Annotated in this window: 33 protein-coding genes; 29 read left to right on the plus strand and 4 right to left on the minus strand. The window is 67.2% G+C overall.

The annotated features are described in order from the left end of the window. The first annotated feature begins 10 nt into the window (after positions 1–10). Positions 11–1,738, plus strand: a complete 1,728-nt coding sequence (locus ACIBQ6_RS22090; protein WP_397214025.1) for a hypothetical protein — start codon at positions 11–13, stop codon at positions 1,736–1,738. Further along, entirely contained in the window at positions 1,647–2,711 is a 1,065-nt protein-coding gene (locus ACIBQ6_RS22095; protein ID WP_397214027.1) for a phage minor head protein, read from the plus strand. The genes ACIBQ6_RS22090 and ACIBQ6_RS22095 overlap by 92 nt, the downstream gene beginning before the upstream one ends. A gap of 79 nt (positions 2,712–2,790) precedes the next feature. Here ACIBQ6_RS22095 and ACIBQ6_RS22100 read toward each other — a convergent pair whose 3' ends face one another. After that, a complete protein-coding gene (locus ACIBQ6_RS22100; protein WP_397214029.1) occupies positions 2,791–2,964 on the minus strand; it encodes a hypothetical protein in 174 nt (57 codons plus the stop codon). A 118-nt stretch (positions 2,965–3,082) separates the two neighbouring features. On the opposite strand from ACIBQ6_RS22100, the gene ACIBQ6_RS22105 reads away from it, so the two are divergent. From ACIBQ6_RS22105 to ACIBQ6_RS22165, 13 genes are all read left to right on the plus strand, one after another. Further along, the gene (locus ACIBQ6_RS22105) at positions 3,083–5,443 is read left to right on the plus strand and encodes a hypothetical protein (RefSeq protein ID WP_397214031.1); all 2,361 of its coding nucleotides are present in this window, start codon (positions 3,083–3,085) and stop codon (positions 5,441–5,443) included. Further along, positions 5,443–5,799 (plus strand): capsid cement protein, encoded by a 357-nt coding sequence (locus ACIBQ6_RS22110; protein WP_397214033.1) that lies wholly within the window; start codon positions 5,443–5,445, stop codon positions 5,797–5,799. The genes ACIBQ6_RS22105 and ACIBQ6_RS22110 overlap by 1 nt, the downstream gene beginning before the upstream one ends. Positions 5,800–5,804: 5 nt before the next feature. After that, positions 5,805–7,043, plus strand: a complete 1,239-nt coding sequence (locus tag ACIBQ6_RS22115) for a Mu-like prophage major head subunit gpT family protein (RefSeq protein WP_397214035.1) — start codon at positions 5,805–5,807, stop codon at positions 7,041–7,043. A gap of 253 nt (positions 7,044–7,296) precedes the next feature. Then, positions 7,297–7,632, plus strand: a complete 336-nt coding sequence (locus ACIBQ6_RS22120) for a hypothetical protein (RefSeq protein ID WP_397214037.1) — start codon at positions 7,297–7,299, stop codon at positions 7,630–7,632. Between the two features lie 10 nt (positions 7,633–7,642). Next, on the plus strand, positions 7,643–8,008 hold the full coding sequence (locus ACIBQ6_RS22125) for a hypothetical protein (RefSeq protein WP_397214039.1): 366 nt from the start codon (positions 7,643–7,645) through the stop codon (positions 8,006–8,008). 12 nt (positions 8,009–8,020) lie between these two features. Next, on the plus strand, positions 8,021–8,452 hold the full coding sequence (locus ACIBQ6_RS22130; protein WP_397214253.1) for a DUF6093 family protein: 432 nt from the start codon (positions 8,021–8,023) through the stop codon (positions 8,450–8,452). After that, entirely contained in the window at positions 8,452–8,805 is a 354-nt protein-coding gene (locus ACIBQ6_RS22135) for an HK97-gp10 family putative phage morphogenesis protein (protein WP_397214041.1), read from the plus strand. The genes ACIBQ6_RS22130 and ACIBQ6_RS22135 overlap by 1 nt, the downstream gene beginning before the upstream one ends. Further along, positions 8,802–9,236 carry a hypothetical protein gene (locus ACIBQ6_RS22140; protein WP_397214043.1) on the plus strand — a complete coding sequence of 145 codons (435 nt, stop codon included), beginning with the start codon at positions 8,802–8,804 and terminating at the stop codon, positions 9,234–9,236. The genes ACIBQ6_RS22135 and ACIBQ6_RS22140 overlap by 4 nt, the downstream gene beginning before the upstream one ends. A gap of 65 nt (positions 9,237–9,301) precedes the next feature. After that, positions 9,302–9,628: a hypothetical protein gene (locus tag ACIBQ6_RS22145; protein ID WP_397214045.1), complete on the plus strand. Its 327-nt coding sequence runs from the start codon at positions 9,302–9,304 to the stop codon at positions 9,626–9,628. Further along, positions 9,625–9,825, plus strand: coding sequence for a hypothetical protein (locus ACIBQ6_RS22150; RefSeq protein WP_397214047.1), 201 nt, complete (start codon positions 9,625–9,627; stop codon positions 9,823–9,825). The genes ACIBQ6_RS22145 and ACIBQ6_RS22150 overlap by 4 nt, the downstream gene beginning before the upstream one ends. A 3-nt stretch (positions 9,826–9,828) precedes the next feature. Then, positions 9,829–10,317, plus strand: coding sequence for a hypothetical protein (locus ACIBQ6_RS22155; RefSeq protein ID WP_397214049.1), 489 nt, complete (start codon positions 9,829–9,831; stop codon positions 10,315–10,317). Continuing rightward, the gene (locus tag ACIBQ6_RS22160; RefSeq protein WP_397214051.1) at positions 10,314–10,853 is read left to right on the plus strand and encodes a hypothetical protein; all 540 of its coding nucleotides are present in this window, start codon (positions 10,314–10,316) and stop codon (positions 10,851–10,853) included. Before ACIBQ6_RS22155 ends, ACIBQ6_RS22160 begins: the two co-directional genes overlap by 4 nt. Before the next feature lie 14 nt (positions 10,854–10,867). After that, entirely contained in the window at positions 10,868–11,218 is a 351-nt protein-coding gene (locus tag ACIBQ6_RS22165) for a hypothetical protein (RefSeq protein WP_397214053.1), read from the plus strand. Here the strand turns inward: ACIBQ6_RS22165 and ACIBQ6_RS22170 are convergent. Continuing rightward, on the minus strand, positions 11,215–11,388 hold the full coding sequence (locus ACIBQ6_RS22170) for a hypothetical protein (protein WP_397214055.1): 174 nt from the start codon (positions 11,386–11,388) through the stop codon (positions 11,215–11,217). The genes ACIBQ6_RS22165 and ACIBQ6_RS22170 overlap by 4 nt on opposite strands. Positions 11,389–11,454: 66 nt before the next feature. Between ACIBQ6_RS22170 and ACIBQ6_RS22175 the strand changes: the two genes are divergently transcribed. The 14 genes from ACIBQ6_RS22175 (at position 11,455) to ACIBQ6_RS22240 (ending at position 23,530) form a co-directional block, all read left to right on the plus strand. Continuing rightward, positions 11,455–15,480: a hypothetical protein gene (locus ACIBQ6_RS22175; RefSeq protein ID WP_397214057.1), complete on the plus strand. Its 4,026-nt coding sequence runs from the start codon at positions 11,455–11,457 to the stop codon at positions 15,478–15,480. Positions 15,481–15,522: 42 nt separating this feature from the next. Then, positions 15,523–15,756 carry a hypothetical protein gene (locus ACIBQ6_RS22180; protein ID WP_397214059.1) on the plus strand — a complete coding sequence of 78 codons (234 nt, stop codon included), beginning with the start codon at positions 15,523–15,525 and terminating at the stop codon, positions 15,754–15,756. Positions 15,757–15,765: 9 nt separating this feature from the next. Further along, complete coding sequence (locus ACIBQ6_RS22185; protein ID WP_397214061.1) at positions 15,766–16,233, plus strand: hypothetical protein; 468 nt, start codon at positions 15,766–15,768, stop codon at positions 16,231–16,233. Positions 16,234–16,298: 65 nt separating this feature from the next. Beyond that, a complete protein-coding gene (locus tag ACIBQ6_RS22190; RefSeq protein ID WP_397214063.1) occupies positions 16,299–16,778 on the plus strand; it encodes a hypothetical protein in 480 nt (159 codons plus the stop codon). Then, the gene (locus tag ACIBQ6_RS22195) at positions 16,778–17,461 is read left to right on the plus strand and encodes a hypothetical protein (RefSeq protein WP_397214065.1); all 684 of its coding nucleotides are present in this window, start codon (positions 16,778–16,780) and stop codon (positions 17,459–17,461) included. Before ACIBQ6_RS22190 ends, ACIBQ6_RS22195 begins: the two co-directional genes overlap by 1 nt. 130 nt (positions 17,462–17,591) lie before the next feature. Beyond that, a complete protein-coding gene (locus tag ACIBQ6_RS22200) occupies positions 17,592–18,551 on the plus strand; it encodes a phage distal tail protein (protein ID WP_397214067.1) in 960 nt (319 codons plus the stop codon). Between the two features lie 31 nt (positions 18,552–18,582). Beyond that, entirely contained in the window at positions 18,583–20,406 is a 1,824-nt protein-coding gene (locus tag ACIBQ6_RS22205; RefSeq protein ID WP_397214069.1) for a hypothetical protein, read from the plus strand. Beyond that, on the plus strand, positions 20,399–20,791 hold the full coding sequence (locus ACIBQ6_RS22210) for a hypothetical protein (protein WP_397214071.1): 393 nt from the start codon (positions 20,399–20,401) through the stop codon (positions 20,789–20,791). The genes ACIBQ6_RS22205 and ACIBQ6_RS22210 overlap by 8 nt, the downstream gene beginning before the upstream one ends. A gap of 82 nt (positions 20,792–20,873) precedes the next feature. After that, on the plus strand, positions 20,874–21,164 hold the full coding sequence (locus ACIBQ6_RS22215; RefSeq protein WP_397214073.1) for a hypothetical protein: 291 nt from the start codon (positions 20,874–20,876) through the stop codon (positions 21,162–21,164). Continuing rightward, positions 21,161–21,355 carry a hypothetical protein gene (locus ACIBQ6_RS22220; protein ID WP_397214075.1) on the plus strand — a complete coding sequence of 65 codons (195 nt, stop codon included), beginning with the start codon at positions 21,161–21,163 and terminating at the stop codon, positions 21,353–21,355. The genes ACIBQ6_RS22215 and ACIBQ6_RS22220 overlap by 4 nt, the downstream gene beginning before the upstream one ends. Beyond that, entirely contained in the window at positions 21,348–21,665 is a 318-nt protein-coding gene (locus ACIBQ6_RS22225; RefSeq protein ID WP_397214077.1) for a hypothetical protein, read from the plus strand. Before ACIBQ6_RS22220 ends, ACIBQ6_RS22225 begins: the two co-directional genes overlap by 8 nt. Continuing rightward, a complete protein-coding gene (locus ACIBQ6_RS22230) occupies positions 21,662–22,414 on the plus strand; it encodes an N-acetylmuramoyl-L-alanine amidase (RefSeq protein WP_397214079.1) in 753 nt (250 codons plus the stop codon). The genes ACIBQ6_RS22225 and ACIBQ6_RS22230 overlap by 4 nt, the downstream gene beginning before the upstream one ends. A gap of 300 nt (positions 22,415–22,714) precedes the next feature. Then, on the plus strand, positions 22,715–23,167 hold the full coding sequence (locus ACIBQ6_RS22235) for a hypothetical protein (protein WP_397214081.1): 453 nt from the start codon (positions 22,715–22,717) through the stop codon (positions 23,165–23,167). 9 nt (positions 23,168–23,176) lie between these two features. Beyond that, on the plus strand, positions 23,177–23,530 hold the full coding sequence (locus ACIBQ6_RS22240) for a hypothetical protein (protein WP_397214083.1): 354 nt from the start codon (positions 23,177–23,179) through the stop codon (positions 23,528–23,530). Between the two features lie 123 nt (positions 23,531–23,653). Here ACIBQ6_RS22240 and ACIBQ6_RS22245 read toward each other — a convergent pair whose 3' ends face one another. Together ACIBQ6_RS22245 and ACIBQ6_RS22250 are read right to left on the minus strand one after the other, a co-directional pair. Further along, on the minus strand, positions 23,654–23,977 hold the full coding sequence (locus tag ACIBQ6_RS22245) for a hypothetical protein (RefSeq protein WP_397214085.1): 324 nt from the start codon (positions 23,975–23,977) through the stop codon (positions 23,654–23,656). Further along, a complete protein-coding gene (locus tag ACIBQ6_RS22250; protein ID WP_397214087.1) occupies positions 23,970–25,028 on the minus strand; it encodes a helix-turn-helix domain-containing protein in 1,059 nt (352 codons plus the stop codon). The genes ACIBQ6_RS22245 and ACIBQ6_RS22250 overlap by 8 nt, the downstream gene beginning before the upstream one ends. Positions 25,029–25,065 lie beyond the last annotated feature (37 nt).

The following is a 25,065-nucleotide window of genomic DNA, read 5'->3' on the forward strand; positions in this document are numbered from 1 at the left end:
AGGAGGCATCGTGGGTATCGCCTCCCGACTCCAGGAAACGTTCTACCGGGTGACCGGGCGGACCGAACTGGCCGAGGTGGTTAAGGCCGATCGGCAGATGGTCGCCCACCTTCAGGAGTCGATCGCTGATCTCGAAGCTCGGATGTACGAGCCCGGGTGGCAGCGGCTCACCACGATGGCCGATCAGGAGTTCTCGCGCGACGGCCTCCGGCAGATCTCCGCCGTCAACCGGCTGATGGCGCTCAAGAACCCGCTCATCAAGCGCGGTCTCGCACTCCGCATGGCGTACGTGTGGGGGCAAGGCGTCGAGATCAGCGCCCGCGACGAAGACGTCAACGCGCTGATCCAGTCGTTCCTCGACGACCCAGGCAACAAGCGCTGCCTGACCGGCGCGCAGGCCCGCGAGGAGAACGAGCGGGCACTGGACACGGACGCCAACCTGTTCTGGGCGCTGTTCACCAACCCGCGCACCGGCAAGGTGAAGGCGCGCAGCATCCCGTGGGACGAGATCGCCGACGTCATCACCAACCCGGAGGACATCTCCGAACCCTGGTACTACAAGCGCGTCTACTACGAGACGTCGACCGACCCGATCACGGGCGGCCAGACGTCCAGGCATCGCACTGTCTACTACCCGGCGCTCGGCTACCGCCCCGAAGGGCCCAAGCCGCTCCGGGTGCGTGACCAGACGGGCGAGGCCGCCGAGGTCATGTGGGACGCGCCGGTCTACCACATGAAGGTCGGCGGGCTGAAGGGCTGGAAGTTCGGGCTGGGCGTCGTCTACGCGGCGATCGACTGGGCCGCCGCCTACAAGGATTTCCTGACCGACTGGGCCACGCTCGTGAAGGCGTTGTCCCGGTTCGCGTGGAGGCTGACCAGCAAGGGCAGCAAGCAGGCCGCCGCCAAGGCACGCATCGCCGCCGCCCCTGCCACCGATCGGTATACAGGCGAGGCGCAACGCGCCGGCGCCACGGCGCTCATGACGCCCGACATGGCACTCGAAGCGGTCCCCAAGTCCGGCGCCACGATCGACAGCGAATCCGGTCGTCCGCTCGCTGCCATGACGGCCAGCGCGCTCGACCTGCCCGTCACCATGCTGCTCGGCGACCCTGGCGTGACCGGCGCCAGAGCGACTGCGGAGACGCTGGACAGCCCCACCGAGCGGACCATGGAGCACCGCCGGCAGGCGTGGACGGAGACGTTCCAGGCCATCCTCGGCTACGTCATCGCCGCCGCCGTGAAGGCCCCACAAGGACCGCTCAAGGGCACTGTGACCGTGGACGACGAAGTCGAGACAGTCGAACTGGCCGGCGGGGTCGAGGCCACGCTGGACATCTCGTGGCCTGACATCGACGACCTTGATCCTTCGACGGTCATCGACTCGATCACCAAGGCAGACCAGACCGGGTACGTGCCGCCCCTCGTGATCGTCCGCCTCCTGCTGGAAGCGCTCGGCGTGAAGGACGTGGACGAGATCGTCCAGGAACTCACGGACGAGGACGGCAACTTCAAGCCTCCCGAAGGATCAGTGAAGGGTGCCGGCCAGGCAGCAGTCGACGCCTATCGCCGCGGCGAGGATCCGGCCCGCATGCTCGGCAGCGGTGACGAGCCTAACGAACCCCCGGAAGAGGGCGACGGAGGCGACGATGGCGATCACTCCGGAGACGATGACGCTGATCGCGACCCTGAGAGCCCAGATCAACCAGATCGCCGACGGCAGCGTAAGAACGCTGACTAGCGCCTGGGTGAGGGCGTGGGACGAGCTCGTCTTCGAGACCGCGGCAGCGATCGATGAGTTGTTGCGCTCGGCGGACGGCGGCTGGCCCACACGGAGGCAGATCGCCCGCACCCGCCGCGCGATGACGGCGCTCGACCTGATCCGGGAAGCGCTCGAACGCCTCGCCGGCCTCACCATCCGGGCGGCGTCTGCTGCCGCTGACGAGGCGGCCCGGGTGACGTACACGGCACAGCGGGACCTGACCGCCAGCCAGCTCCCGCCCGGGTCCCGCCTCCAGCTCGCGGTCAGGTTCGGGCGAGCAGACCAGGACCCATTGGCGGCGATCGTCACCCGCACCACGCAGCAGATCACTTCCCGAGCCCGGCCCCTGTCGCGAGAGGCGACCGAGGCCGTACGCGGCGAACTGGTGCGGGGTGTGGCAGTGGGAGACAATCCGCGAGAGGCCGCCAGGCGCATGCTGCGCCGCGTCGAGGGCGCATTCAACGGAGGGCTCGCAAGGGCCGCCACGATCGCCCGCACGGAGATGCTGGACGCTTCCCGGGCTGCCGCTGACGCATCCCAGGCAGAGCACGGGGACGTCCTCGCCGGCTGGCTGTGGAACGCCTCCCTCGACCCACGTGTCTGCCCAGCCTGCCTGTCCAAGCACGGCACCCTGCATCCGCTGTCGGAGCCGGGACCACAAGGCCACCCGAACTGCCGCTGCTCCAGGACGCCGCGCACCAAGAGCTGGCAAGACCTCGGCTTCGACATCCCGGAACCCGACGACCTACTGCCCGACGCCCGAGCCTGGTTCGACGCCCTGGCCGACGCCGAGCAGGAGCAGATCATGGGCAGGCGCCGCCTCGACATGCTCAAGGACGGTGACCTTGACTGGTCCGAGCTGGCCATCAGGAGAGACAGCCCCGACTGGCGGCCCAGCTACCAGGTGAGACCGCTCAAGGCCGTACCGCGCCGACAGAGGCGCGCCGCCTGATCGCCCGGCAAGGGCGCGACCGTCGTCTCAGTCATGTGGTGCTGCACCTCACGGGCGTGCAGCACCACATGACTGAGATCTAACTGGCAGTCCGCTGGATGGTGACGATTCGACCAGCCGCAACGCGGAGTACAACGACTTCCTCGCCGCCTTCGCGCTTAAAGAAGTCGACGAACTCTCCCACCGTCGCAAAGCGGTCGGCCTCCACCTTGTCGGGGTGACCATGAGTGCCGTGGATGACGTAGGTCGCCACTGACCCACTCCCTTCTCTGAGGAACCAATCCGACCAGTCTCCCCAGAGGCACCGACAAAAGAGTCCTGCTCGCATCTTCCACAAGAACTGTCACCCCGAGACGAGCGGAGGAGTAACCATGCCCGACCTCCGCGAGGGACGCCACTCATGGAACGCTGCCGACCATCCTCGGGACGGTGACGGCCAGTTCGCCCGGAGTGCTGGCGGCGGCTCGTCTCACGCCTCTGACAGCCCGTCCGGTGGTCGACGCCGCGGCCGTCAAGGCATGCCGGACACTCTCGCGTCTGGGTCAGTAGTCCTCTCCAAGGGCGGCGCCGGCACCATCGAGCGGCACGCCAACAACGACGTCAGCATCGGCGACGGCAACTCCTCCAAGCGGCTCACCCCCGACCAGGCGACCAAACTCCTCAACACCTTGTCGGTGGCCGACGACTGGGACGCTGGCGAGACCGAACACCTGCCCGGCGTCGGCACCGTCACCCGCACCAAGGGCGGCGTCCGAGCAGACCTCGACGACGGCCCCAGCCTGGAGCTGACGCAGCGAGACGTGACCCGGCTTGAGCGTGAGCACGAGCGGGCCGATCAGGCGACCCGTGTCGACACCGGCAACGGCGACGTGGACGTGTTCCCGGACGGGAAAAAGATCGGGATCCGGCATCTCGGCAACGACGGCACACCTGTCGAGGTCGCGTTCAACAAGACGTCCCTGTCGAAGATCAGCAGCACGATCGACCAGTTCATCGACGACATGGACGACGCCTACACCCCTGCCAAGGACTCCTACAGCAAGACGGTGTCCACGAACGTCGGCAAGGTCCGTGTCGACCTGTCAGGCCGCTGGGGCAAGCCCGGCAGCACCCTGACGATCAGCCCAGAGGGCGGCGATGACTGGGGCGTGGCCGTTGACGGCGCCCATCAACACGATTGGAGCCGAGCCGTGTCCAACCTGATCGACGAGAGCGCTACGCCGACGCAGCACAACCTTCAAGAGTCGACCTCGCTGACGGAAGCCGCGGGAGGGCAGCCGCCGAAGGGACGCCGCTTCCGTGCCCGGATCATCCAGGGCGATATCCAAGGCTCATCGGGCTTCTACCCGGCGGAGATGCTGAAGCGGGACGCTGCGGTGTTCCGGGAGGGCCTGCCGGTCTTCCTCGACCACCCGGGCGCGACCGAGTCCTACGACCGGCCTGAGCGGTCAGTCAGGGACCTCGCCGGCAAGCTCGCCTCCACCGCCGTGTACGAGCGGGACGGGCTGTACGCAGACGTCGAGGTGTACCCGCACTGGGCGCCCGTGGTCGAGGCCATGGCCGGCGACATCGGCATGTCGATCCGGGCGTCCGGCACCGTCGAGGCGTCGAAGGACGAAGCGATTCGAGGCCCGATCGTCACCGCGCTCACCGAGGCCGCAAGCGTGGATTTCGTGACCGCGGCCGGCGCCGGAGGGAAGGTCGTCGCCCTCCTGGAGTCCGCGAGAGCCCAGTCAGGAGACCTGCTCCGCAAGGCCACCGAGGCGCGGCCCTTCTCCAATGGCTCCAGCGGCGGCGAAATCCTGTCATGGTCGGAGCGGAAGACGCAGGTTGCCGAGGCCGCCAACGTCGGCGCGTGGCTCGAATCCCGCATCCACTCCATCTTCACGCAGCTCGCCGACGACATGTACGGCGAAGGACGCCTGACCCGCGAGGAACGCATCACCTGCTCCTCCGCGATCGGCGACGCCCTGGCCGCGTTCACCTCCCGAATCGAGGCTGACGCCGCCCACCTGTACCAGCGCGACCCCTGGCGAGAGCCCGAGGTTGCGCCTGCCGAAGTCTTCGAAACCTCGAAGACCAAGGCACCCGAGAACGTGCCGGCGCCGCCGGCCAACACCCCTGAGGAGGATGCCCCGATGAGCGGTGGCACCAACCAGCAGGGCGCGCCGGACAGCGGTGGCGCCCTTACTGAAGCCGAGGTGACCGAGTCGGCGGCAGCGTCCGCCCGAGCTGCGGTTGCCGAGGCCGAGCGTGACCAGTACCGGGCCAGCGCGCAGGCGCTCACCGAGGCGCAGCAGGCTCAGGCGCGCGCGCTCGCCGAGCGGGATGCCGCCGTGGCGGAAGCTCGCAGGCTGGTCGCCAACGACGCCGCCCGCCGTGCCGTGTCTCGGCTCGTCGCCGAGTCCGGCCTGCCCGGCGAGATCGGCGTCCTGATCACGCCTCGCGTGGAGTCCGCGGTCCTGGACCGGGTCCCGCTGAACGAGTCCGGCCAGCCCAACACGCAGGCTCTCGACGCTGCCGTCACTGCGGCGATCGAGGCCGAGCGCACCTACGCGGCCCGCCTCCTGGAGGCTCACGGGGTCGGCGACGTCCGCGGCCTGGGCGGCTCGTCCGACGTCGAGACCCTGTCGGAGTCCGACCTGAACGGCGCTCTGGAGCGCGTGTTCTCCGGCATCGGCCTGTCCGCTGATGTCGCTAAGGCTGCCGCGAAGGGGCGGGTGAACATCTGATGGCTACCAACCAGGTGTACAACCACGGCGACCAGTTCGACGTCGTCTGCTCCGAGCCGGCCACCCCGTCTTCGGGGGACCCGGTGCTGGTCGGCCAGCTTCCCGGTGTTGCTCTGACGGACGAGAACGCGGACGGCACCACGACCGTCAAGTTCAATGGCGTCTACGACTTCCCCGTGAAGGGCGAGACCACGACGAACGCCGCGATCGCGGTCGGTGACATCCTCTACTACGACGCCGCTGCCACCCCGCACAAGCTGAACAAGGACAACACGAACGGCGTCCGGTTCGGCTACGCCCTTGAAGCGGTCAGCTCGGGCGCCACGAACACCATCCGCGTGAAGATCGGCTACTAGGGAGCATGATGCGCACCACCGTTCTCGACGTGCTCCCCGAGGTCGCCTCCTGGCGCGCCTCCGAGGCGTCCACCGACACCATCTATGCGGGCGAGGGCACCAGCCTGTCCGCCCGCGTGCGTAGGGCCGGCCGCACCGGCAACCCCGCCTACCGGCAGAACCTGCTGGAGGCTGCCGAACTGTACGGGCGTGTCATTCAGGGGTCGAAGCGGGCCGCGCTGGACTTTCAGGAGGCCATGACGACCTCCGACTTCCAGTACCTGTTCGGCGACGTCCTGGACCGGCAGATCCTCGCCAACTACCAGCAGATGCCCGTCCAGTGGGACCAGATCGCCCGCCGCGGCCGGGTCCGTGACTTCCGCACCGTCAAGCGGTTCACCATCGACGGCGGCGAGGCCATCCTGGACGAGGTCAAGCAGCAGTCGGAGTACCCGGCCGCTGCACTGACCGACGGCAAGTACGAGTACGGCGTCAAGAAGTTCGGCCGGCGCATCCCGCTCGCGTGGGAAGTGCTGATCAACGACGACCTGGACGCGTTCGCCGACATCCCGACCCGACTGGGCAACGCCGCCCGCCGGTCGGAGGAGAAGTTCGCCACCAGCCTGTACGCGTCTTCGACGGGCCCGAACAGCACGTTCTTCAGCAGCGGCAACAAGAACCTGCTCGCCGTCGCCGACGTGCAGGCCGCGGGCGGCACCGGCTTCACCACGACCGCGCTCAACACCACCAGCCTGCAGGCGGCGTTCACCAAGCTCGCCGCCCAGGTCGACACCGACGGCGCCCCGATCTACATCGACGCCGTCCACCTGGTCGTGCCGCCGGCGCTGGAGGTCGTGGCCCGCAACATTCTCAACGCCAGCGAGATCCTCGCCGCGTCCGGCGGCGGCGATAACACCGGCAACGACCAGCTCCGTGTCGCGAACTGGATGCGGAACCGCGTCACGCTGGTCGTGAACCCGTGGCTGCCGATCGTGGACACCACCAGCGGCAACACCGCCTGGTATCTGTTCGCCAACCCGTCCACGGGCCGCCCTGCCATGGAGGTCGGGTTCCTCATCGGTCACGAGACGCCGGAGCTGTTCCAGAAGCACCCCAACGCCACCCGCGTGGGCGGCGCCGCGGTGGACCCGATGGACGGAGACTTCGACACCGACTCGATCGAGTGGAAGTTGCGCCACGTGTACGGCGGCGTGCTGATGGATCCGAAGTCTGGCCTGGCCGCCAACGGCACCGCCTCGCCGTGACGCCGCTGCAGCTTCCCCCGGTACACACGCCGGGGGACGCCTTCCTGGCGGTCATCGCCCAGCAGCAGGCGGAAACGAACGCTCTGCTGGCACGTCTCCTGGACCGGCTGCCCGAGCAGACTCCTACGCCAGGCGGGGAGCCGGCCGGGCAGGTCGAGCTACGCGAACCTGCTACGGACGAGCCTTCCCCCGCTCCGTCTGAGTCTCCAGCCCGGCGCACTCCAAGCAAGCGCTCCACTAGAAAGGCAGGCTGATGACTGCCACCATCAAGGGCCGCCCAGGCGGGCTGGCCACCCTGAACAGCAGCGGGCGGGTGCCCGCCGCGCAGAAGATGCTCACCGCCACAGCGACCTTGGACTTTGCGTCCATTGCCGCAGGCGCTGTGGGCACGCTCACCGCCACTGTGACGGGAGCCGCTACGGGCGACTTCGTGATCGTCGCCCCGCCCGGCAACCTCACCGCTGGCCTGGTGTTCTCCGCGTTCGTCAGCGCCGCGAACACGGTGACGATCCGCATCATCAACGGCACCGCCGGAGCGATCGACCCGGCGTCCGCGTCGTGGGGGATCGCCGTCATCCCCGCCTCCTAGGAGGTGCCGGATGGCGATCGACTACACCACCGACCGGGGGCGGGTTCGCCTGCTGATCCCTGATGTGGATGAGGCGAACCTGCTGCTCGCGGACGACCAGATCGACGCCTTCCTCGCGATGGAGGGCTCGGTCAAGCTGGCCGCAGCGGCGGCCCTCGACACCATTGCCTCGTCGGAAGCGCTGGTCGGCAAGAAGATCCGCACCCAGGACCTGCAGACCGACGGCCCTGCTGTGGCCGCCGAGCTGCGGGCCAGGGCCGCGGAGCTTCGCCGCCAGGTGGACGAGGGTGTCGGGGACGATTCGGTCGGTTTCGATGTCGTGGACTTCGACCCGTGGCTGGGCTACCGCGGCTATCTCGGCTACGAGTCCTGTTGAGGGGAGGCCTTGGTGTCTCCCCTCTCAGGCTCCGCGCCGATCCACCCGAGGTGGTCTGAGCATCACCGCCCGGTCGCCTCGGGCTCGCATACGGGCCGCTGCACCATCACCCGGCCCGGGACCGGGGAGGGCACGGAAGACCCGGACGGGACATGGCACCCGCCAGCGCCGACAACGGTCTACACGGGGCCGTGCAGGATCACCGCCCCGTCCCCGTCGAACATCGTCGTGGTGGGGGAGCAGCAGACCGCTGTCGCCTCGTACGAGGTGGCGATCGAGTGGGATGCCGCCGAGGTCCTGGAGCGCGACCTCATCACCATGGACGAGGCCCCAGACCCGGCCATCGTCGGCAAGCAGTTGATCGTCACCGACATCCGGTACGCCACCGAACGGTTCGAGCGCGTTCTGAAGGCGAAGATCAACCTGAGCGAACCGGAGGCGTGATGAGCGACTTCGACTTCTCCGAGCTGGCACGGCTCGAAGTAGCGATCGACAACGCCACCGCCAAGACGCAAGCCATGGTGAAGGCGGCGGTGAAGAAGACTGGCCTCGATACCGTGGCTGCAGCTCAGAGCCTCGCCCCCGTGGACACCGGCAACCTCAAGAACAGCATCGGCGTGGACTTCGACCCCGACGGCTACGGGTTCGAAGCTGGCGCGACAGCGAACTACGCCGGCTACGTGGAGTTCGGGACCAGCAGGATGGCACCCCAGCCATACCTCGGCCCCGCCTTCGCGCGCACCTCTGAGCAGTTCGTGGAAGCGATCGAATCCATCGGCGGCCGGGTGCTCGAATGACGGTCGCAGCGGCCAAGCCGCACACTGACGCTGTCCTGGCGCTGCTGGTCGCTGCGAGCGTCGCAGTGGGGCGGGGGAAGCCTCCTGCGGGCAGTGGATGGCAGGGCACTCCCGGCTCGTCGGACTTCAAGCCGTACGCGGTCATGTTCCCGTTCCCGGGCCAGGACGAGCCCACAGCGCTCGCTCTGCCCCACCACAGTCTGGACTTCGTCTTCCAACTCACCTGCGTCGGCGCGACGCAGGACCAGGTGGAGACGTTTATGGACAAGGTGCGGGCTGCTCTCATTGGCGTGACGCCTTCCGTTTCTGGCCGCGCCACCTTCCCCGTCTATCGGGTCCCGCTGGACCGCCCAGTGACCAGGGACGACGCCGCTACGCCGCCCGTGCACTACGGGGTCGCCCAATTCCACTTCAGGTCAGACCCGACCTAGCCCACCCCGTTTCCTAGCCCGGCACGGCGCGTGCGCGGGCTCTTCGGCATGCCCAAGGAGAGCGCATGGCCAACCTAGACACCCCGCAGGCGATCTCCAGCCAGGCGGCGATCACCTATTCCGCCGTGGGCGGCTCGGGCGACCGGGTCCTGTACGCGGAAGGCACCTTCGTGATCATCCGCAACGGCTCGGGGTCATCGACTACGGCGACCATCACCGTGCCCGGCAACACGAAGTACGGCGTAGCCAACCCAGTAAAGACCAAGGCGGTCGCCGCCGGCGCGGACGTCCCCATCCCGCTGCTGCCCGAGTACGTCGACCCTGCTGACGGCCGGATCGCAATCGCGTGCTCGCCCACCACCACAGTCTCGATCGCGGTGATGCGCGCGTGAGCACGTTGAAGATCCGCGACCCGTACGGCAACACCTTCGAGATCGACGCCTACGCCCGCCCGTACTGGGAGAACCGCGAAGGTTACGCGATCCTGCCCGACGAGCGCGAGGACGCCGAACGTCAGCCGGACAAGTCGGACACCCCCAAGACCACCAGCAAGGCGGGCTCGCGGCCTGCCCAGAACACGGAGGAGTAGGCCGTGAGCAAGAGATTGTCGGACGGCAACACGAAGGCGACGTTCGTCCCGTCTGTGGCTGTCCTGTCGGCGCCGACCGTGGCGGAACTCACCGCCGTCGGCATCGTCGCCTGCGAGGAGTACATTACCGCTGACGGGCTGAGCATCAGCATCGACCAGGGGGCCGTCGAGGGTGACACGCTCGCCTCGACGCAGACGTTCCAGGGCCCCGGTCGGACCCAGGCACAGATCGAGCTGACGTTCTTTCGTGACAGCGTGACCGCGAACGACCGCATGTGGTCGGTGATGACGAACGGCACGGAGGGCTACTTCGTGGTCCGCCGCGGCGTCGCCTACGACACCCCATATGCCGCCGGCCAGAAGATCTCCATCTACACGGTCACGTGCGGGGAGCCCTCGGAGCTGGCTCCTGAGGCTGAGACGTACGACCGGGCCACGGTCAAGCTGTTCCCGTCCGGCCGGTACCTGCGTGAAGCTGTGGTGGCCGCGTGAGCGCTGTCTCTGATCTCAAGGCGAAGATTCGCCGCCCGGAGAAGAGCGTCTCCATCTGCGTGGCGGGCGACCTTCAGGTCACCTACGAGCAGATGGAGCGTGACCTGGCCAAGGCTCGCGAACAGCCCTCCAAGGGCACCCTGGCCGGCTCAGCGAACCCGGAGGCGGCTGAGATCGCACGCCAGATTCAGGCGCTGCAGGAGGAGATGCGCGAACACACGGAGGTGTTCCGCTTCAAGGGGCTCACCCGGCGCGAATACTCCGACCTCGTGGCGAAGCACCCTCCGACGGACGAGGACGAGGCCAAGGGGTCGGACGTCAACTGGGAGACGTTCGGCGTGGCACTGATCGCCGCCTGCTGCGTCTCCCACCCGATGACCAATGAGGAAGCCGGCGAACTGGTCGACATCCTCACCGCTGCGCAGTACGGGGCCCTGTTCAGGGCAGCGAACGCAGTCAACGTTCAGGACCTCGACATCCCTTCCTCGTTGGCCGCCTCCGCAGTTCTGGCACTCTCCAAGAAGAGCTCGAAGTAGCTCACGCCTGGGGAGTGCCCAGATCAAAACTGCTGGGGCGGCAGCAACGAGCCGTCACCACCATCCGTACCGGCCCAGACGGCGAGCAGATCATCGAAACCGTCTGGGATCCGGAGTGGCTGGATGAGGACTACGCCTGGTCGGCCGCCTACCTGCGCTGGCTAGCAGGCAAATGCCCAGGATGCAGGCTGGACCTAGTCGACACAACAGCGATGCATGACGGCGAACCGGTCCACACGTACAAGGTGCCGACACCGCGGCGGTGTCACGCCTGTGATGCCCGGGTCGCGGCTCAGGAAGAGCACGCCAAGAAGAAGGTCATCCGGCCTGAAGCGCTGACGTGGCAGATCGAGCAGACGAGCTAGGTGATGTTCAGCGCCTGAGCGATCCCGGTCACGATGCCGGCGAAGAGGATCAGGGCGATGATCGCCAGCACTACTCGGACTGGCCAGTAGCTCCACCATGCGCGCTTGCTGTTCACCGTTGGTCCTTTCGCGAGGATCCCCCGATCCGCAGCGATGATGCCACGTTCCATCGCCCCTTCTGCGCCGAATGGCACGAATCGTGATCTGAGGGGCGGTGAGTCATGGCTGACCGCTCTGTGTCCATCAACCTGCGCGCCCGAGTATCGGACTTCGTGGCCGGCATGGGGCAGGCCAAGAGATCGACCGAAGACCTGTCGCGCCAGATGGTTCAGACCGGCGCCTACGCTGACCAGTTCCGCCGGCGGCTAGAAGCAGCAACCAAGGCGCTCCCGAAGATCGAGATTGACGCTGACTCCAGTCCAGCCGAAATCAAGTTTGCTCAACTGCGCGCCGAGATGGAGAAGCTCGCCGACAAGAAGATCGGCATCGATATCGACGCCGCATCCGCTCAGGCGCAGCTGCAGGAGATCGAGCGCGAGCTAGAGAAGCTCCAAGGCCAGTCGGCCACCATAGACGTCAAGGCCGACATCGGGAGCGCGCTAGCCGAACTGCGCGCAGTGGATGCCGAGGTCTCCCGAGTCAACGGCCAGGACGCCCGTGTCGAGGTAGACGCTGACGTCGCCGGCGCGTTGCGCGGCATCGCCATGGTGGGCGCAGCTCTCGCGTCCCTGCCTGCGGTGACGACCCTCGCTGTCGGCGTGACGGCGCTCGGCGGAGCATTCGCCGCGGCTGGCGCTGGAGCTGCAGCTTTCGGTGCTGTAGCGGTCCCTGCGCTCTCGCGGATCAACGACGCTCTTAAGGCTCAGGAATCCGCCGCGAAGAGTGCTGGAGGTGCAACGGGCGGTGCTGGCCAGTCTGCTGCTCAGGCAGCCCAGCAGGCCATGCAACTGGAGCAGGCCGAGCGCAGGCTGAAGGACGCCCAGAACGAGGAGAAGCAGGCACAGGAGGACCTGACTCGGGCGCGCGAGGCTGGCAGGCGAGCGCTTGAGGACATGAACTTCAGCCTCGAACGGTCGATCTTGTCGCAGAAGGATGCGGCTCTGGCTGTCCGTGAGGCCGAGGCTCGGCTGGCCGAAGTCCAAGAGAAGCACTCCCAGGGCAAGGCCAGCGACCTGGAGCTTGAGCGGGCCATGCTCTCCCTGGAGCAGGCGCAACAGCGGAGCCGCGAGCAGGAGGTCAAGACCCAGCGGGCCCGTAAGGACACGGCCGAGGCGAACAAGGCCGGCGTCAAGGGCACCAAGCAGTACCAAGACGGCCTGGACAAGCTCGCGCAGGCCCAAGAGAAGGTCGCGCAGGCGGAAGCCCAACTCAAGCAGCTCCACCTGCAGCAGCAGGCCGCCATGTCCGGCGGGGGTGGCGGAGCGGCGAAGCTTAAGGACGCCTTCGCGGACCTGAACAAGCAGGAGATCGAGCTCGCCAAGAACATCAAGAAGTTCAAGGACGAGTACGTCGCCTGGCAGCGCAGCCTGGAACCGAACGTGTTCCCGGTCATCGCTCAAGGGCTTGACCTGATGCGGCTGGGGCTGAACGAAGCTGGTCCGCTGGCCAAGAGCGCCAGCGCTGCCTTCCTGACGCTCGGCCAAGATGCTGAGAAGGCGCTGACCGGTCCGTTCTGGCAGCAGTTCCTGTTCAATCTCAACACTCAAGTGCCGGGAGCGCTGACCGGCCTGGGGCGCTCGTTCCTCAACGTCACGACCGGCGTGGCGGGGGTTATCGACGCCTTCTTGCCTTTTGCTCCGACCGTTGTTGGTGGGATCGAGAAGGCCACACAGGCGTTCTCCGTGTGGGGCCAGAACTTGAAGTCGAGTCCCGAGTTCCACGAGTTCATCGCCTTCGTCAAGCGGGAGGCCCCCGAGGTCTGGGAGCTGATCAAAAACGTCGCCAGGGCGATCGGGAACATCGGCGAGGCGATCGCCCCGCTCGGCGTTGGAGCCTTCTCCGGGCTCGGCCTGCTCGCGAAGCTAGTCGCAGACATGGACCCTGAGCACATTCAGGCGATTGCCCTCGCCATCGGCGCGATCAAGCTTGCGTCGTTGGGCATGTCGGGCATCGCCGCGTGGCAGAACCTTGCAGGTGGGATCGCCGCCACCGGGGCATCGGCAGGCAAGGCGAGCGGCAAGATGGCGGCCTTCGGCAAGGCGGCTATCGGTGTGTCCGCTGCTGTGATTGGACTTGAGGCGACCGGAAGCGCGATCAATGCCATCTCTGGCCAGTCCCAGGGGATCGACAAGCTCACCCTCGCTCTCACCGAGCTCGGGCAGACGGGGAAGTGGGCCGGCGACCTGGCCGATCAGTGGACGTCTGCCCTTCAGGATTCAGGCGAGGCCGCGGCGGGGTTCCAGGACGACGTCAAGCAACTGCTCGACCCTGGTCTGTACGACGTCGCGATCTGGCACCCGTTCACCGAACTGGGGGCTGTACTGCCCGGCGTGGACTCTGCTGTGGACCGGATCGAACAGCGGTTCACCGACCTCGACGCCGCGCTGACCGGCATGGTCACGAGCGGCAACCTTGAGGGGGCCAACGCAGCCTTCGCCCGCCTGCAGGACGAGGCGAGGAAGGCGGGCGTGCCTGTCGAAAAGTTGAACGAGTTGTTCCCTCTCTACTCGCAGGCTGTCCGAGTGGCTGGCAACGCCTCCGCTGAGGCTGCGGCTGGCGTGGACAAGGGCAAGCTGGCGATGGATGGGTTCAACACGTCGCTCGGCGCGTTCTCCAGCCGGACAGACGCCATCCAAGCGCTCAATGGTCTCAAGGCCGCCTTCGCCGAGGCCGAGAAGGCGATTCACGCCGCGAACGGCAAGCTAGAGATCAGCTCCGGCATGACGGACAAGCAGCGGGCAGCGGTAGTTGCAGCGCGCGAGCAGTTCATCGGCTACATCGACAAGGTCAAGGCGGCGGCTGATGGCGCACAGACGCTGAGCGGTAAGACTACGGACGGCACCCGCGCCATCCTGGAGCAGTTGCCGCAACTAACGGCGCTGGCCGGCAAGAACCAAGAGGCTCGCGAGCAGATCCTCAAGCTAGCGCAGGCGTACGGGATCAGCCGGAGCGATGCCGAGAAGGCCATGGGCAGCGCTAAGGGTTTGCGCGACGTGCTTGCGCAGCTTAAGTCCAAGGAACTGAAGATCACGGCTGATACGACGGCAGCTCAGCAGAAGCTTCACGACTTGCTGCAGATGTACATCAAGCCCGTTGAGATCCCCGTGGGCATCAAGGCGCCTTCTACGCCACCGAAGAAGAAGGCCGCGGGCGGGATCCAGACCGGCGCCGGAGTCGACCTGATGGCGGCCGGCGGCATCAAGCCGATGGTCGCGAATCAGGCGACGTTCGTGTCCGGCAGCAACACCGTGTTCGCCGAGGCTGGTAAGGAAGCGTACATCCCGTACGCGTCCCAGTACCGGGATCGGGCGATCGCGATCCTTGCGCAGGTGGCGAACGATTTCGGGTTGCAGCTCGGCAACCAGAAGGCGGCCCAGTCGTTGTCCGACTTGTCGGTGACGATCGACGCGAGCGGCATGCAGGTGGCCGGCGGTTTGCAGGCGGTCATGGGGTCGCTGCAGTCGACGATGGGGCAGGCGGGCAGCCTGACATCCTCGATCGGCAAGGTCGGGTCCAGCGCTGCGCAGCTTGACCAGTCGTGGCTGTCGGGATCGCAGGTGATCGGGGACAGCATCGACCTGCTTGGCGCTGGCGTGTCGGACATGTCTTCGACAGTGGCCGGCTCGGTGGACGGGTTGACCGGCAGTGTGTACGAGCTGACGCAGACCATGGCCTCCATCAAGGAGGGCGCGGTCGGGGCATCTGCGTCGAAGTCGACCGGGTCGCTCAAGGGTGGCTCGTCCAAGGCTGGGGCGGTCGGTGCGACCGCGACCAAGTCGATGGGGTCGCTGAAGGGCGGCCTTGTCGAGGGCAACCAGCCCAAGAAGAAGAAGGCCGCCGGCGGCATGGTGTCTGGCTCTCAGCCGGTCACTGGGTATGCGTCGAGCGGGCCGGTGAACGCGTCGAAGGTGTCCAAGCCGCAGCAGATCTCCGGATCGTACGGCGGCCTGGGCGGCTCGTACGGTGCGGGCGCGAACGGCGCTGGCTCCGCGTCTGTCGCTCCGGTGGTCAACAAGTCGGTGACGTTCAACGGCGTCACGATCAAGGAAACCGTGGACGCCGACGTCATGTGGGCCAAAGCCGACCTGTACACGCGCGGCTGAGTCCGCCCTTACCAACATCAACGAAGGAGGGCGGGCTTAGCCATGCCTGAAACGACCCCTGACGATGACCTCTCCTACGCCGAGCGGATGCGACGGAAGGGCGTCCAGACGCGAACGGCGGGCTGGTCGCACGCTACCCGCGACGAGGTGGCGGAGGGCCGTACCGAGGAGGGCGGCCGGTTCAAGGCCGTCCGGGACACAGCCGGCCACATCGTGACGGAGGAGACCACCCCGTCCGGTCGTCAGCGTAAGCACGTCACCATCAACCTCGGATAGGAGGCGAGCGTGGCTCTGACGCAGGACGCCTGGTTCAACGACACGTATGTGAAGCTCGTCAGGCAGCAGATCACGATCGACGTCGGCAGCACCACGCCGGGTGTGTTTAAGGGTGCCTTGTGGACGGGCACGGTCACGCCGGACTTCTCGCAGGTGAACCCGGCCTACAACGTCGCGCCGTGGAACACGGGACAGACGTCCGGGCCCGGTTACACCGTGGGCGGCAACAGCCTCACCGTGGTGTCGTTCGCCGAGTTGGCGTCGGCGGCCAACAAGGTGGGCTGGCGGTTCGCCGCCACCACCTGGACCAGCGCGACGATCGCAGCCGAGGCGTTGCTGGTGTACGCGCCCGGCTTGAGCAATAAGGCGTTCCTGTTGCGCTGGTTCGGCCAGTCCTACGACAGCTCGGACGGCGACTACACCGTGACGCCGGATACGACCGGCATCTGGCGGACCGTCCTGCGTAACGCCGCCTAACCCCCTGATTCGACCTTCGACCCTCACCGGAGCGTGGGGGTTTTCGCATGTGAGGAGGCCGATTCATGGCCAAGAGCGCATATGAGATCACGACCGAGGGTGCGGTGGCCCTGTCGGCGGCCACAGCCAAGACCATCCTGGGCGTCAAGTCAGGGGCGACCACCGCCAACCACGGCGTGGACTGGATCAGCTACTCGGTCGGGTTCGACGGTGTGTCCGCCGGCGCTGTGCCGGTGTTGATCGAGCTGTGCGCGTGTACGTTCGGCGCGAACCCGCCCGGAACGAACTCGACCAGCGTCACCATCATGCAGACCCGGGGGCGGGCAGCCTCCACGGGCTTCTCGGCCGCGAAGACGTGGACGACCGAGCCGACCACCATCACGGTGTTCAAGTCGTTCCTGCTCACTCCGAACGGCGGCACGATCCTCTACGACTGGCCGCTCGGGACCAGCCCTGACAGCCCGCTGGGTGAGGGGTTCGCCATCCGGTGCACGGCCCCTGCGACTGTCAACGTCCGGGCTTCGATGGCGTTCGAGCGCTGCTGATGGCGATTGCCATCGCGACGTCGCCCGCGCTCGTCTCTACCGCGTCCGCCACGTCGCTGGCAACGGCGGCTTTCGACGCGCCGGAAGGGGCGCTGCTGGTCGCGTGCACGATGATCGGCGGCCTCGCGGTCCTGTCCAACTCAGGTGCGGCTCTCACGTGGACGCAGCGGCACGTCACAGGCACCAGCACGGACGCCATCTGGACCGCGCCCGTGCCGGACGCGCGGACCGGGATGACGGCGACAGTCGCCCGGGACACGGGTGCGACGTTCATCGGCGGCTTCAGCGTGTACGTCGTCACCGGGGCCGGGCTGGGCACGCCGATCGGTGCAACAGGGTCGGGCACGTCCACGACCAACAACATCACCCCGACCGGCTACAACAGCACGGTCGCGAACTCGCGCGGGCTCGCAGTAGCCAGAGACACAGCCGCTGGCGGCACTCCCACCAGCACAGATGACGAGCAGGCATGGGTGCGCGGCATCAACACCGCAGGCATGAGCGTCCTCAAAGCGGCCAACACCGCGAGCATCGGGACGGGCGTGACCTTCAACTTCGATGCCTTCTCCACCTCGCCGGCAAGCTGGACGTGGATCGCTGTAGAGATCATCGAAGAGCAGCCTGTCCCGCCGACCCGTGTCTGGACGCCTCCGACCGCCGTGCACCGCGCCGCCAACTGGTAGGGGGTGAACGGTGGCCCGTTCCGGACGCGCACATCCGAACCGCCCGATCGTTGTCCGCCACCCGCGTATGTGGGGGCGGTCGCTCAGTCTGGGGCCGTTCGAGAGCGTCAGCGAGTGGCCTGCGGTCGGCGTGGTCACCCCGAACGCGAACGTCAACCTGCCTGCGTTCGAGTCGATCTCGGAGTGGCCGGCGGTCTCGTTCGTGCGCGACCAGGTGTTCACCCTGCCCGCGTTCGAGAGCGTCAGCGAGTGGCCTGCAATCTCGGTCACCGTCCCGATCAAGCCTGGCGACTCCCTCACCGGAGCTAGCGGTGAGGTGGAATGGAACGGCACCCTGTGGGGGCCGACGACCGGCGTCAGGGTGCTACTGCCGGTACAGGGCTGGCTGTCCACTCCGCAGACGGACAACCTGAACGAAGCCCGACCGAACAGGCACGGCGCGTGGGCGGCTAGGAAGTTGGCCCAGCAGCGCATCGTCACCCTGCAGCTGCAGGTGGATTCGGCTGCCGATCCCACGCAGGTGGACGCGCTCATCGACCAGATCGCCGCGGTGACCGGCTTCCCCGACGATGAGGCGGAACTGCCCCTCGTGGTGAAGGGGTACGGGGCCCCCACCCTCGCCTACGGGCAGGTCATAGAACGCAGCATCGATATGGACGGCGACTACAACGTGGGGCTGCCGACGGTGTCGCTGCTGATCGCCTGCTCGGATCCGCGACGGTACGGGCTGGAGCGGCCTGGTGTCACTGTCCCGCTGTCCACGGGCACCGGGTTGGGCAACAACGGCAATATCGCGACGCACCCGCTGATTCGTATCGAGGGGCCGGTCACTAACCCGGTGCTCACGAACGAGACATCAGACCGGACGTTGCAGCTCGCCATCACATTGACGGCCGGGCAAACGTTGGAGATCGACACCGACGGCGGCACCATCACCCTCGCCGGGGTGTCCAAGATGAGCGCGCTCACCGGCTCATCGGTGCCGGTGCAGGACTTCGTTCTAGGTCCCGGCTCGAACACGATCCTCTACACCGCAACGTCGGGCGGCGGCGAGGGCGCGGACTTCTTCTGGCGCGACGCCACTCTCTAACCTGTGCGACACGTGGTGAGGCGGTGGTGTTGTGGCCGCCGTCATCCGTTCGTGGACGCAGGGCATCGGCCAAGCGGCAACGTGGCAGGTCAATGCCCCGCAGGGTGTGACGTCTGGCATGTCGCTGCTGGCGTTCCTGTCGGTGGATGGTGGCGGTATCGCCAACGTTTCGGGCGGCGGCACCTGGCAGCGGATCGGCCACATCGAGGGCCTAGCCGGGACCCTGTCAGCGGTTGATGTGTGGTGGCGGCTCGGCACTAATACTGAGCCCGCCCAGTACACGATCAACCAGGCGGGCACCGCGGACGGCGTGTGCGTCGTCGTCGCCATCGCGGGGGCGGTCACCACCCAGCCGCAGGTGGGGCTGGGCAGTGCGTTCACGAACAGCCAGGCGGCGATCTCGCCCAGCATCGTGCCGGCCACGTCGAGCGGGCTGGAATTCAGATTCGCGGCCGGGACGCCGTCGAACACGACCGTCAGCTGGTCGACGCCGGTCGGGTTCGCCGAGCTGGCGGACATCCAGTCCGAGGACGACGTGTCCGGGCAGGTCGTGTGGCGCAACGTCGTGTCCACGACTGCCACGGGGCAGCAGTTCCACCTGGCCAGCACGACCCTGTTGGCGTGTGCGGCGCTGGTCGTGGTGGTGGAGGCGTCCACAGCTCAGGTGCCCGATCCGCCGCCGAGCCAGCCATTCACCCCGGGCCGGGGCACCAGTCGCTACCGGTATTCATTCATTCGTGTGCTGGACCGGCAGTATCTGGGCGACCTGGATTTGAAGGGCGTCTCGTTCGACAAGCGGCTCCTCCAAGCCGGTTCGTTCTCGGCCTCGATCCCGATCCCGAACCGGAAGGTACGGGCGCAGGTCGCCGACATCATCCCGCTCGACGACACCGTCCTCGACCGCGGCCCCGGCGTCATCTCCTGCCAGATCCTCAGAGACGGCGTCCCATGGGGCGAGTACTGGATCACGGCGGCGACGCTCGGCAGGTCCAGGCGCGGCATCCCCGCCGTCCAACTTCGGGGCAGCACGCTGGACGCCTACCTGGCGCACGTCGAGATCCAGAGCGACCTGTTCTACACCAACACTGACCAGATCGACATCGCCCGTGCCCTGCTCAACCACATGCAGGCGCAGGCCGGCGCCAACATCGGCCTCACCCTGCAGTCAGGCACGGCTGGGGTGACGAGGGATCGCACCTACCTGGACTCCGAGGGCGGCACCTACGGCCAGCGCCTGATCGAGCTCGCCCAAGTGGACGGCGGGTTCGAGTGGGCGATCGACCTGGCCCTCGTGTCCGGCGTGCTGGAGAGGCAGTGGCGGTGGGGCTACCCGACGCTCGGGCAGGCCGACCCTCAGCACGTCCTTGTCGACTCCGCGCATGGCGGCGACATCCTCGAATGGCAGGAAGAGATCGACGCCCTGCGTGGTGCTACCAGGTGGCGGGCCCGCGGCTCGTCGGTGTCGACGGACGCCTCGACCTCGTCGGTGCCGCTCGTGTCGACGGTCGCGTCCGCGACCGCTCACCTGGCCGCAGGGTGGCCGAGGCTGGACCGGACGATCTCGTATCCGACCGCGACCTTGCAGGCCACCCTCAACGACTACGCGGCGTTCTGGGCCTCTCGCGCTCCCGGCGCGCTGCGCGTGGACCAGGTGACGATCGCGCTCGGCGCGAACCCGACTCTGACGCCGAACCATCTCGGCGACACGGCGATGATCAAGCTCGACAACGAGTGGCACGTCCGCGAGAGCAGGATCCGCCGCGTGATCGGGATGCGCGTCACCCCGACCTCCCGTGACAGCGGCAAAGAGGAAGCGCAGCTCGTCTTGGAAGGGCAGGAGGCTCCCGGTGTCTGACCTCTACCCCGGCAACCTCCTCCAGGATATTCGGCAACTACAGCGCGACGTCGAGGAAATCAAGGCTCTGCTGCGGGCGCAACCAGGTAAGACCACCGCGTCCCAGGGGTGGATCATGCACTCCATGTCCGCACCTGATACGTCGGCGGTCCCGGCGGGGGGTGCGCAACTGTACTTCCGGGGCGGCCTGCTGCGTTACCGGGCGGCTGGCAACGTGTCGGAGGTGACGCTCCCTGCGCCCGTTGTGCTGGCTGATATGGGCGACATCGTCACAGCCGATGCCGGATCGACGTACACGGCGACCGTGCAGCAGTTGATCAACGAGATAAAAACGGTGGTCAGGGCCTTCCGCGCCGACGCGCGCTCGAAGGGCCTCATGCAGTAGCCGCCCCCATCGTGCCGTCCCGCTGCTGAGGGTGCGGGCGGGACGGCACCCCCAACCCCAACTCAAGATCGAAGGTGTGCGTGTGCAGGACCCGAACATCATCGGCGTTCTCCTCCAGGCCGGTTGTGCGGGGGTCGCATTCGTCCTCTTCCTCAAAGGCTGGATCGCGCCGAAGCCCTCCGTTGACCGGCTCGCCAAAGAAGCCGAGCAGTGGCGCAAGCTCTACGAAACCGAACGCGCCGCCCACGACCTGACCCGCAAGGCGCATGCGGAAGAGACCCGGGCGGAGTTGCAGGCAGCAGCAGAGGGCAGCCGGACAGCAATGGCGCTGCTGGAAGAGATCAAGCAGCGCCAGAGCGAGGCTCACCCATGACGCCAGAAGAAGAGCTGAGACGGGCCGAACAGGACGCCGCAGAGTCGAAACTCCGCGCCCAGCAGGAACTACAGCAGGCACGCGAACGCGCCAAACGAACCCGGTCCATCACCCAACGCCTGCGCGAACTGCGGGAATCGAACGGGTTCGCCGCGCTGCTCGACGACGCGTTCGGAGGCGGCCATGCATGACCCGTTGTATCTGATCGGGAACGTCCTCCTGGTCGTCACCGCGTTGATCGCGTTCGCGTGCGTGGTCTCTCAAGCGCTGCTTGCCCGCTGGTGGGAGACGGCCGCCGGCAGGCATGTGATGGCGTTCCAGGCCGAACTGGCGGCACTGGCGGGCTTGTGGGCGCTGCGGGTCTGGTTCCCCGACGTCGAGGCCATCCGCATTGCGCGGTCGATTGCGTTCGTCGGCCTGCCGGTGGTGCTCGGCTGGCGTCTTCTGATCATCCTCAAGACCTGGCGTGCCAAGCGCCGCAAGCACAAGGAGGCGCTGTGAAGGTCATCGCCCGCGCGGGCTGGAACGCCCGCGATCCGAAGAACCGGCTCACGGTGCCCTGGAGTGTACGGACTGAGTTCTTCGTCCACCACACCGACGGCCCTCCAACTCAGACCCTCAGGTCGATCCAGGACTTCCACATGGGCTCCTCCCGAGGCTGGTCGGACATCGGATACAACTGGCTCGTCGACGACGACGGCGTCATCTACGAGGGCCGCGGCTGGCTCGTCGTCGGCGCCCACTGCCCGGACCACAACAGGACCGGGATCGGTGTCGCCTACATCGGCGAGAACAGCCCGACCGACGCGGCGAAGAGGTCGATCCGCTGGCTGTACGACGAAGCCTGCCGCAAGGCCGGACGGCCGCTGAAGAAGCTCGGCCACGGCGACCGCTACCCGACCGAATGCCCTGGCTCCAGGCTGCAGGCGTGGGTGAACGCAGGCATGCCCGCCGAGCTGGTCGACGCGCCGGCCAAGAACCCCACGGAGGACATCGTGAAGGACCTGCCTGTGCTGTCGATCGGCGCCGACTGCTTCGACGTGAAGACGGTCCGGGCGCTGCTGTTCGCCCGCGGCGGGCTGAACGAGAAGGTGTACGGCGGCGCTGTTGGGCTGCGCTCGTGGCAGGAGAAGACGGTCTTCGATGCGGCGCTGTGTGAGGACGTGAAGGCGTTCCAGCGCCGCTCGAAGCTGGCCGACGACGGCGTTGTTGGGCCGCTCACCTACGCCGCTCTGCTGAGGGTGTCGTGAGCGACGGCCTCTTCGCGGCCTGGTGGCCGTACCAGACGTCTCTTCCGCGGCATCCCGAGCCCGCGGAGGAGCAGAACGAGACCGGGCGTGCGCCTGGCCTCGTCGATGAATGCAACTGACGAGCCTTCGAGCTCACACAAGGGCGGCCTGCCAGATGTGGGCCGCCCTTCGCATGTCCCCTGATAGAAGAGAGCATCCTCGATGTGCATCACCAAGCGCGCCATTCTCCTGTCCGCTGCCGCTCTCGCCGCCGGCCTGGTCGGCGCTGCGCCGGCGTCCGCTTCCGCTGACGTGCCGGGCGTGCAGATCACGCAGGTTGGCTACAACGCGTACGGGCCGGACACCATCTACAACCGCAACCAGGAGTTCGTGGACGTCAAGGCGGACGCGACCGCTGGCCGGGCCGTCAACGTGACCGGCCTGGTCGTCGCCGACCAGTGGGGCAAGTCCCACGAGGGCGCCGACGACAACCCGCGCGGCTGCAACACCTACAAGGTGACGTCGCTGCCCGGCATCACTCCGATCGACGGCAATGTGCTGCTGCCTGCCGGGCACACGATCCGCGTCTACTCCGGTGCTGGTACGCCGTCTGTGTCTGCGGGCGGGACGGTGCACGCCGTCTACATGGACTCGCGGTGCGGCTATCACGGTCACATCTGGGGCAACGGCGGCGACACCGCCTGGATCACCCTCGGCGCCAACTCGGAGTCGTTCGCGTACGACTTCGACAACGGCTACACCGTCAAGCCCTAGGAGGCTCGCATGAAGATCTTCGGCCGTGAGCCCGCGGTCATCCTCGGGTTCGTCTCCGCCGCCCTGCAGCTGCTGACGGCGTTCGTGCTGCCCCTCACCTCTGACCAGGTGGGTGCGATTAACGCGATTGCCGCGGCGGCGATCGGTGTGTGGACGGCGTTCGTCACCCGCGCTGCGGATGGCGGCTCGTCTCTGCACTCTGCGGTGCTCGGCTTCTCCCAGGCGGGCATCACGCTGGCGCTGGTGTTCGGGCTGTCCCTGTCGGGTGAGCAGACCGCGGCCATCATGGCGATCGTCGCCACGGGCCTCAGCCTGTTCGTGCGACAGGTGTCCAGCCCGAAGGCTGTCGGCCGCCCGTACTAGCCTGACTGTGCCCGCCTCTGCCACGGGACGCTGTGGCACCCGCGTAAGCGGTACAGCGGTGGGGATCCAGCAAGAAGCCCTCGCTCTCCTTCGGGAGGGCGAGGGCTTCTTTGCGTTGTACGGCTACAGCCGGGCTCGACCGCGCTCAACCATCTGCTGAGCGGAGGCCCGGCTCTTACCGATGAGGTCGGCGATCTCCTGGTAGCTCATCCGCCCTTCACGGCTCCCGGTGCCGTCCCCGACGTTCATGCGGGCCACCGTCGTCTCGCGTAGCTCCGTGAGGCGCTTCACGACGCCCTCGTAAAGCGCCTGCTCGGACGTCAGACGGCTATACAGTTCGGCGGGGTCGTCGGTGATCTCTTTCAGTTCGGCCATAAGCGCCGAGACGATCGCTTTGACGTCGCTCGGTTCGGCCTCATACCCCAAGGTGCTGCTCGGGTCAGGCATGGCGGTTCTTCCTTTCGCGTCGAGATCGCGCCACCTGTTCGGCGGCGGCTGTTCGGCAGGGCTCCTCGCCGCAGCCGTAGTCGTAGCCGGTCTTCGTGCCACAGCGCGGGCCGGGGCAGAGGAGCCGGGGGTAGAGGCGCAGCGTCGTGCCCCCGGCTCGCGCTGCCTCGACAACGGCCCGGTCGAACCCCTCGTCGCAGCGCCGCCAGCGCTGCACCGTGGGGCGCGGGATGCCTGCGGCCTCACCAGCGCTCTTCAGGGACATGCCCGATTCGAGGTTGGCGAGCAGTCGGGCTCGTTCGTCCTGGTCGTCATGCCTGAGCGAGGCGCGGCCAAGTCTGGCGATGATGTCCTGATCTAGCTTCGGGTCTTCGGCTCGGGCGTTCTGCACCTGGTGTTTCGTCAGCCCTGCCGCTTCGGTGGCGTCCTGAAGAGTTGCGCCTTGGGATAGCCGAATGAGGAGGCGTCGTCGCGCCTCGGGTGTCATTCCTGGAGCAAGACCTCGAAGGACCTCGCGGACTTGCCGCTCGAACTCGGGGTCGGTACGCCTGCGGCGATACATCCGCACGAAGTGGACGCCGGATGCCGCGCTGGCTTCCTTGAAGTTGCCGCCCGTAGCACGTAGCGCGTCCAAGAACGGGGCGTACCACGATGTGTCAACGGCGATGACCTTAGGTTTCGCCTGCTCAGCGGCCTTGCGCTCCTTCTCCTCTTCCCTCGCTCGGAATCTCTGCTCGCGGATCTTGTCCACCTTCGCGCGAAGGTTGGGGAACTTCTCCAGGTGTGTGTACAGGTTCGATCGGTGGATTCCTACGGAGCGTGCGGCATCCGTGAGCGCCATGCCGCTGGCAAGCAGGCGTACGAATTCCGCGTGCCAGGAGGTGTCGCTCCACCCGCGACGGACACGGCCCTGTTCTTGGTCTCGCCGCACCGCAGCAATCTGCGCCCGCAAGTTGGGATCTGCCCTGAGATGGTTGTAGACGGTTGGGTGGGAGACGCCCACAGCGCGGGCGGCATCCCGGAACCCCATACCTTCGCCCACAAGCTTCACGAATCTGCCATGCCAGGATGTGTCTCTCCACGGCCTG

The sequence above is a fragment of the Nonomuraea sp. NPDC049655 genome (assembly GCF_044465465.1).
Classification (GTDB): domain Bacteria; phylum Actinomycetota; class Actinomycetes; order Streptosporangiales; family Streptosporangiaceae; genus Nonomuraea.

Bases quoted from the DNA above. Each gene is read 5' to 3' on its own strand.
- ACIBQ6_RS22145 (WP_397214045.1), top strand. From the start codon at position 9,302: ATGGCCAACCTAGACACCCCGCAGGCGATCTCCAGCCAGGCGGCGATC.
- ACIBQ6_RS22245 (WP_397214085.1), bottom strand. From the start codon at position 23,977: ATGCCTGACCCGAGCAGCACCTTGGGGTATGAGGCCGAACCGAGCGAC.
- ACIBQ6_RS22140 (WP_397214043.1), top strand. From the start codon at position 8,802: ATGACGGTCGCAGCGGCCAAGCCGCACACTGACGCTGTCCTGGCGCTG.
- ACIBQ6_RS22135 (WP_397214041.1), top strand. From the start codon at position 8,452: ATGAGCGACTTCGACTTCTCCGAGCTGGCACGGCTCGAAGTAGCGATC.
- ACIBQ6_RS22190 (WP_397214063.1), top strand. From the start codon at position 16,299: ATGGCCAAGAGCGCATATGAGATCACGACCGAGGGTGCGGTGGCCCTG.
- ACIBQ6_RS22115 (WP_397214035.1), top strand. From the start codon at position 5,805: ATGATGCGCACCACCGTTCTCGACGTGCTCCCCGAGGTCGCCTCCTGG.
- ACIBQ6_RS22105 (WP_397214031.1), top strand. From the start codon at position 3,083: ATGCCCGACCTCCGCGAGGGACGCCACTCATGGAACGCTGCCGACCAT.
- ACIBQ6_RS22170 (WP_397214055.1), bottom strand. From the start codon at position 11,388: ATGGAACGTGGCATCATCGCTGCGGATCGGGGGATCCTCGCGAAAGGA.
- ACIBQ6_RS22120 (WP_397214037.1), top strand. From the start codon at position 7,297: ATGACTGCCACCATCAAGGGCCGCCCAGGCGGGCTGGCCACCCTGAAC.
- ACIBQ6_RS22110 (WP_397214033.1), top strand. From the start codon at position 5,443: ATGGCTACCAACCAGGTGTACAACCACGGCGACCAGTTCGACGTCGTC.
- ACIBQ6_RS22180 (WP_397214059.1), top strand. From the start codon at position 15,523: ATGCCTGAAACGACCCCTGACGATGACCTCTCCTACGCCGAGCGGATG.
- ACIBQ6_RS22240 (WP_397214083.1), top strand. From the start codon at position 23,177: ATGAAGATCTTCGGCCGTGAGCCCGCGGTCATCCTCGGGTTCGTCTCC.
- ACIBQ6_RS22095 (WP_397214027.1), top strand. From the start codon at position 1,647: ATGGCGATCACTCCGGAGACGATGACGCTGATCGCGACCCTGAGAGCC.
- ACIBQ6_RS22220 (WP_397214075.1), top strand. From the start codon at position 21,161: ATGACGCCAGAAGAAGAGCTGAGACGGGCCGAACAGGACGCCGCAGAG.
- ACIBQ6_RS22195 (WP_397214065.1), top strand. From the start codon at position 16,778: ATGGCGATTGCCATCGCGACGTCGCCCGCGCTCGTCTCTACCGCGTCC.
- ACIBQ6_RS22125 (WP_397214039.1), top strand. From the start codon at position 7,643: ATGGCGATCGACTACACCACCGACCGGGGGCGGGTTCGCCTGCTGATC.
- ACIBQ6_RS22225 (WP_397214077.1), top strand. From the start codon at position 21,348: ATGCATGACCCGTTGTATCTGATCGGGAACGTCCTCCTGGTCGTCACC.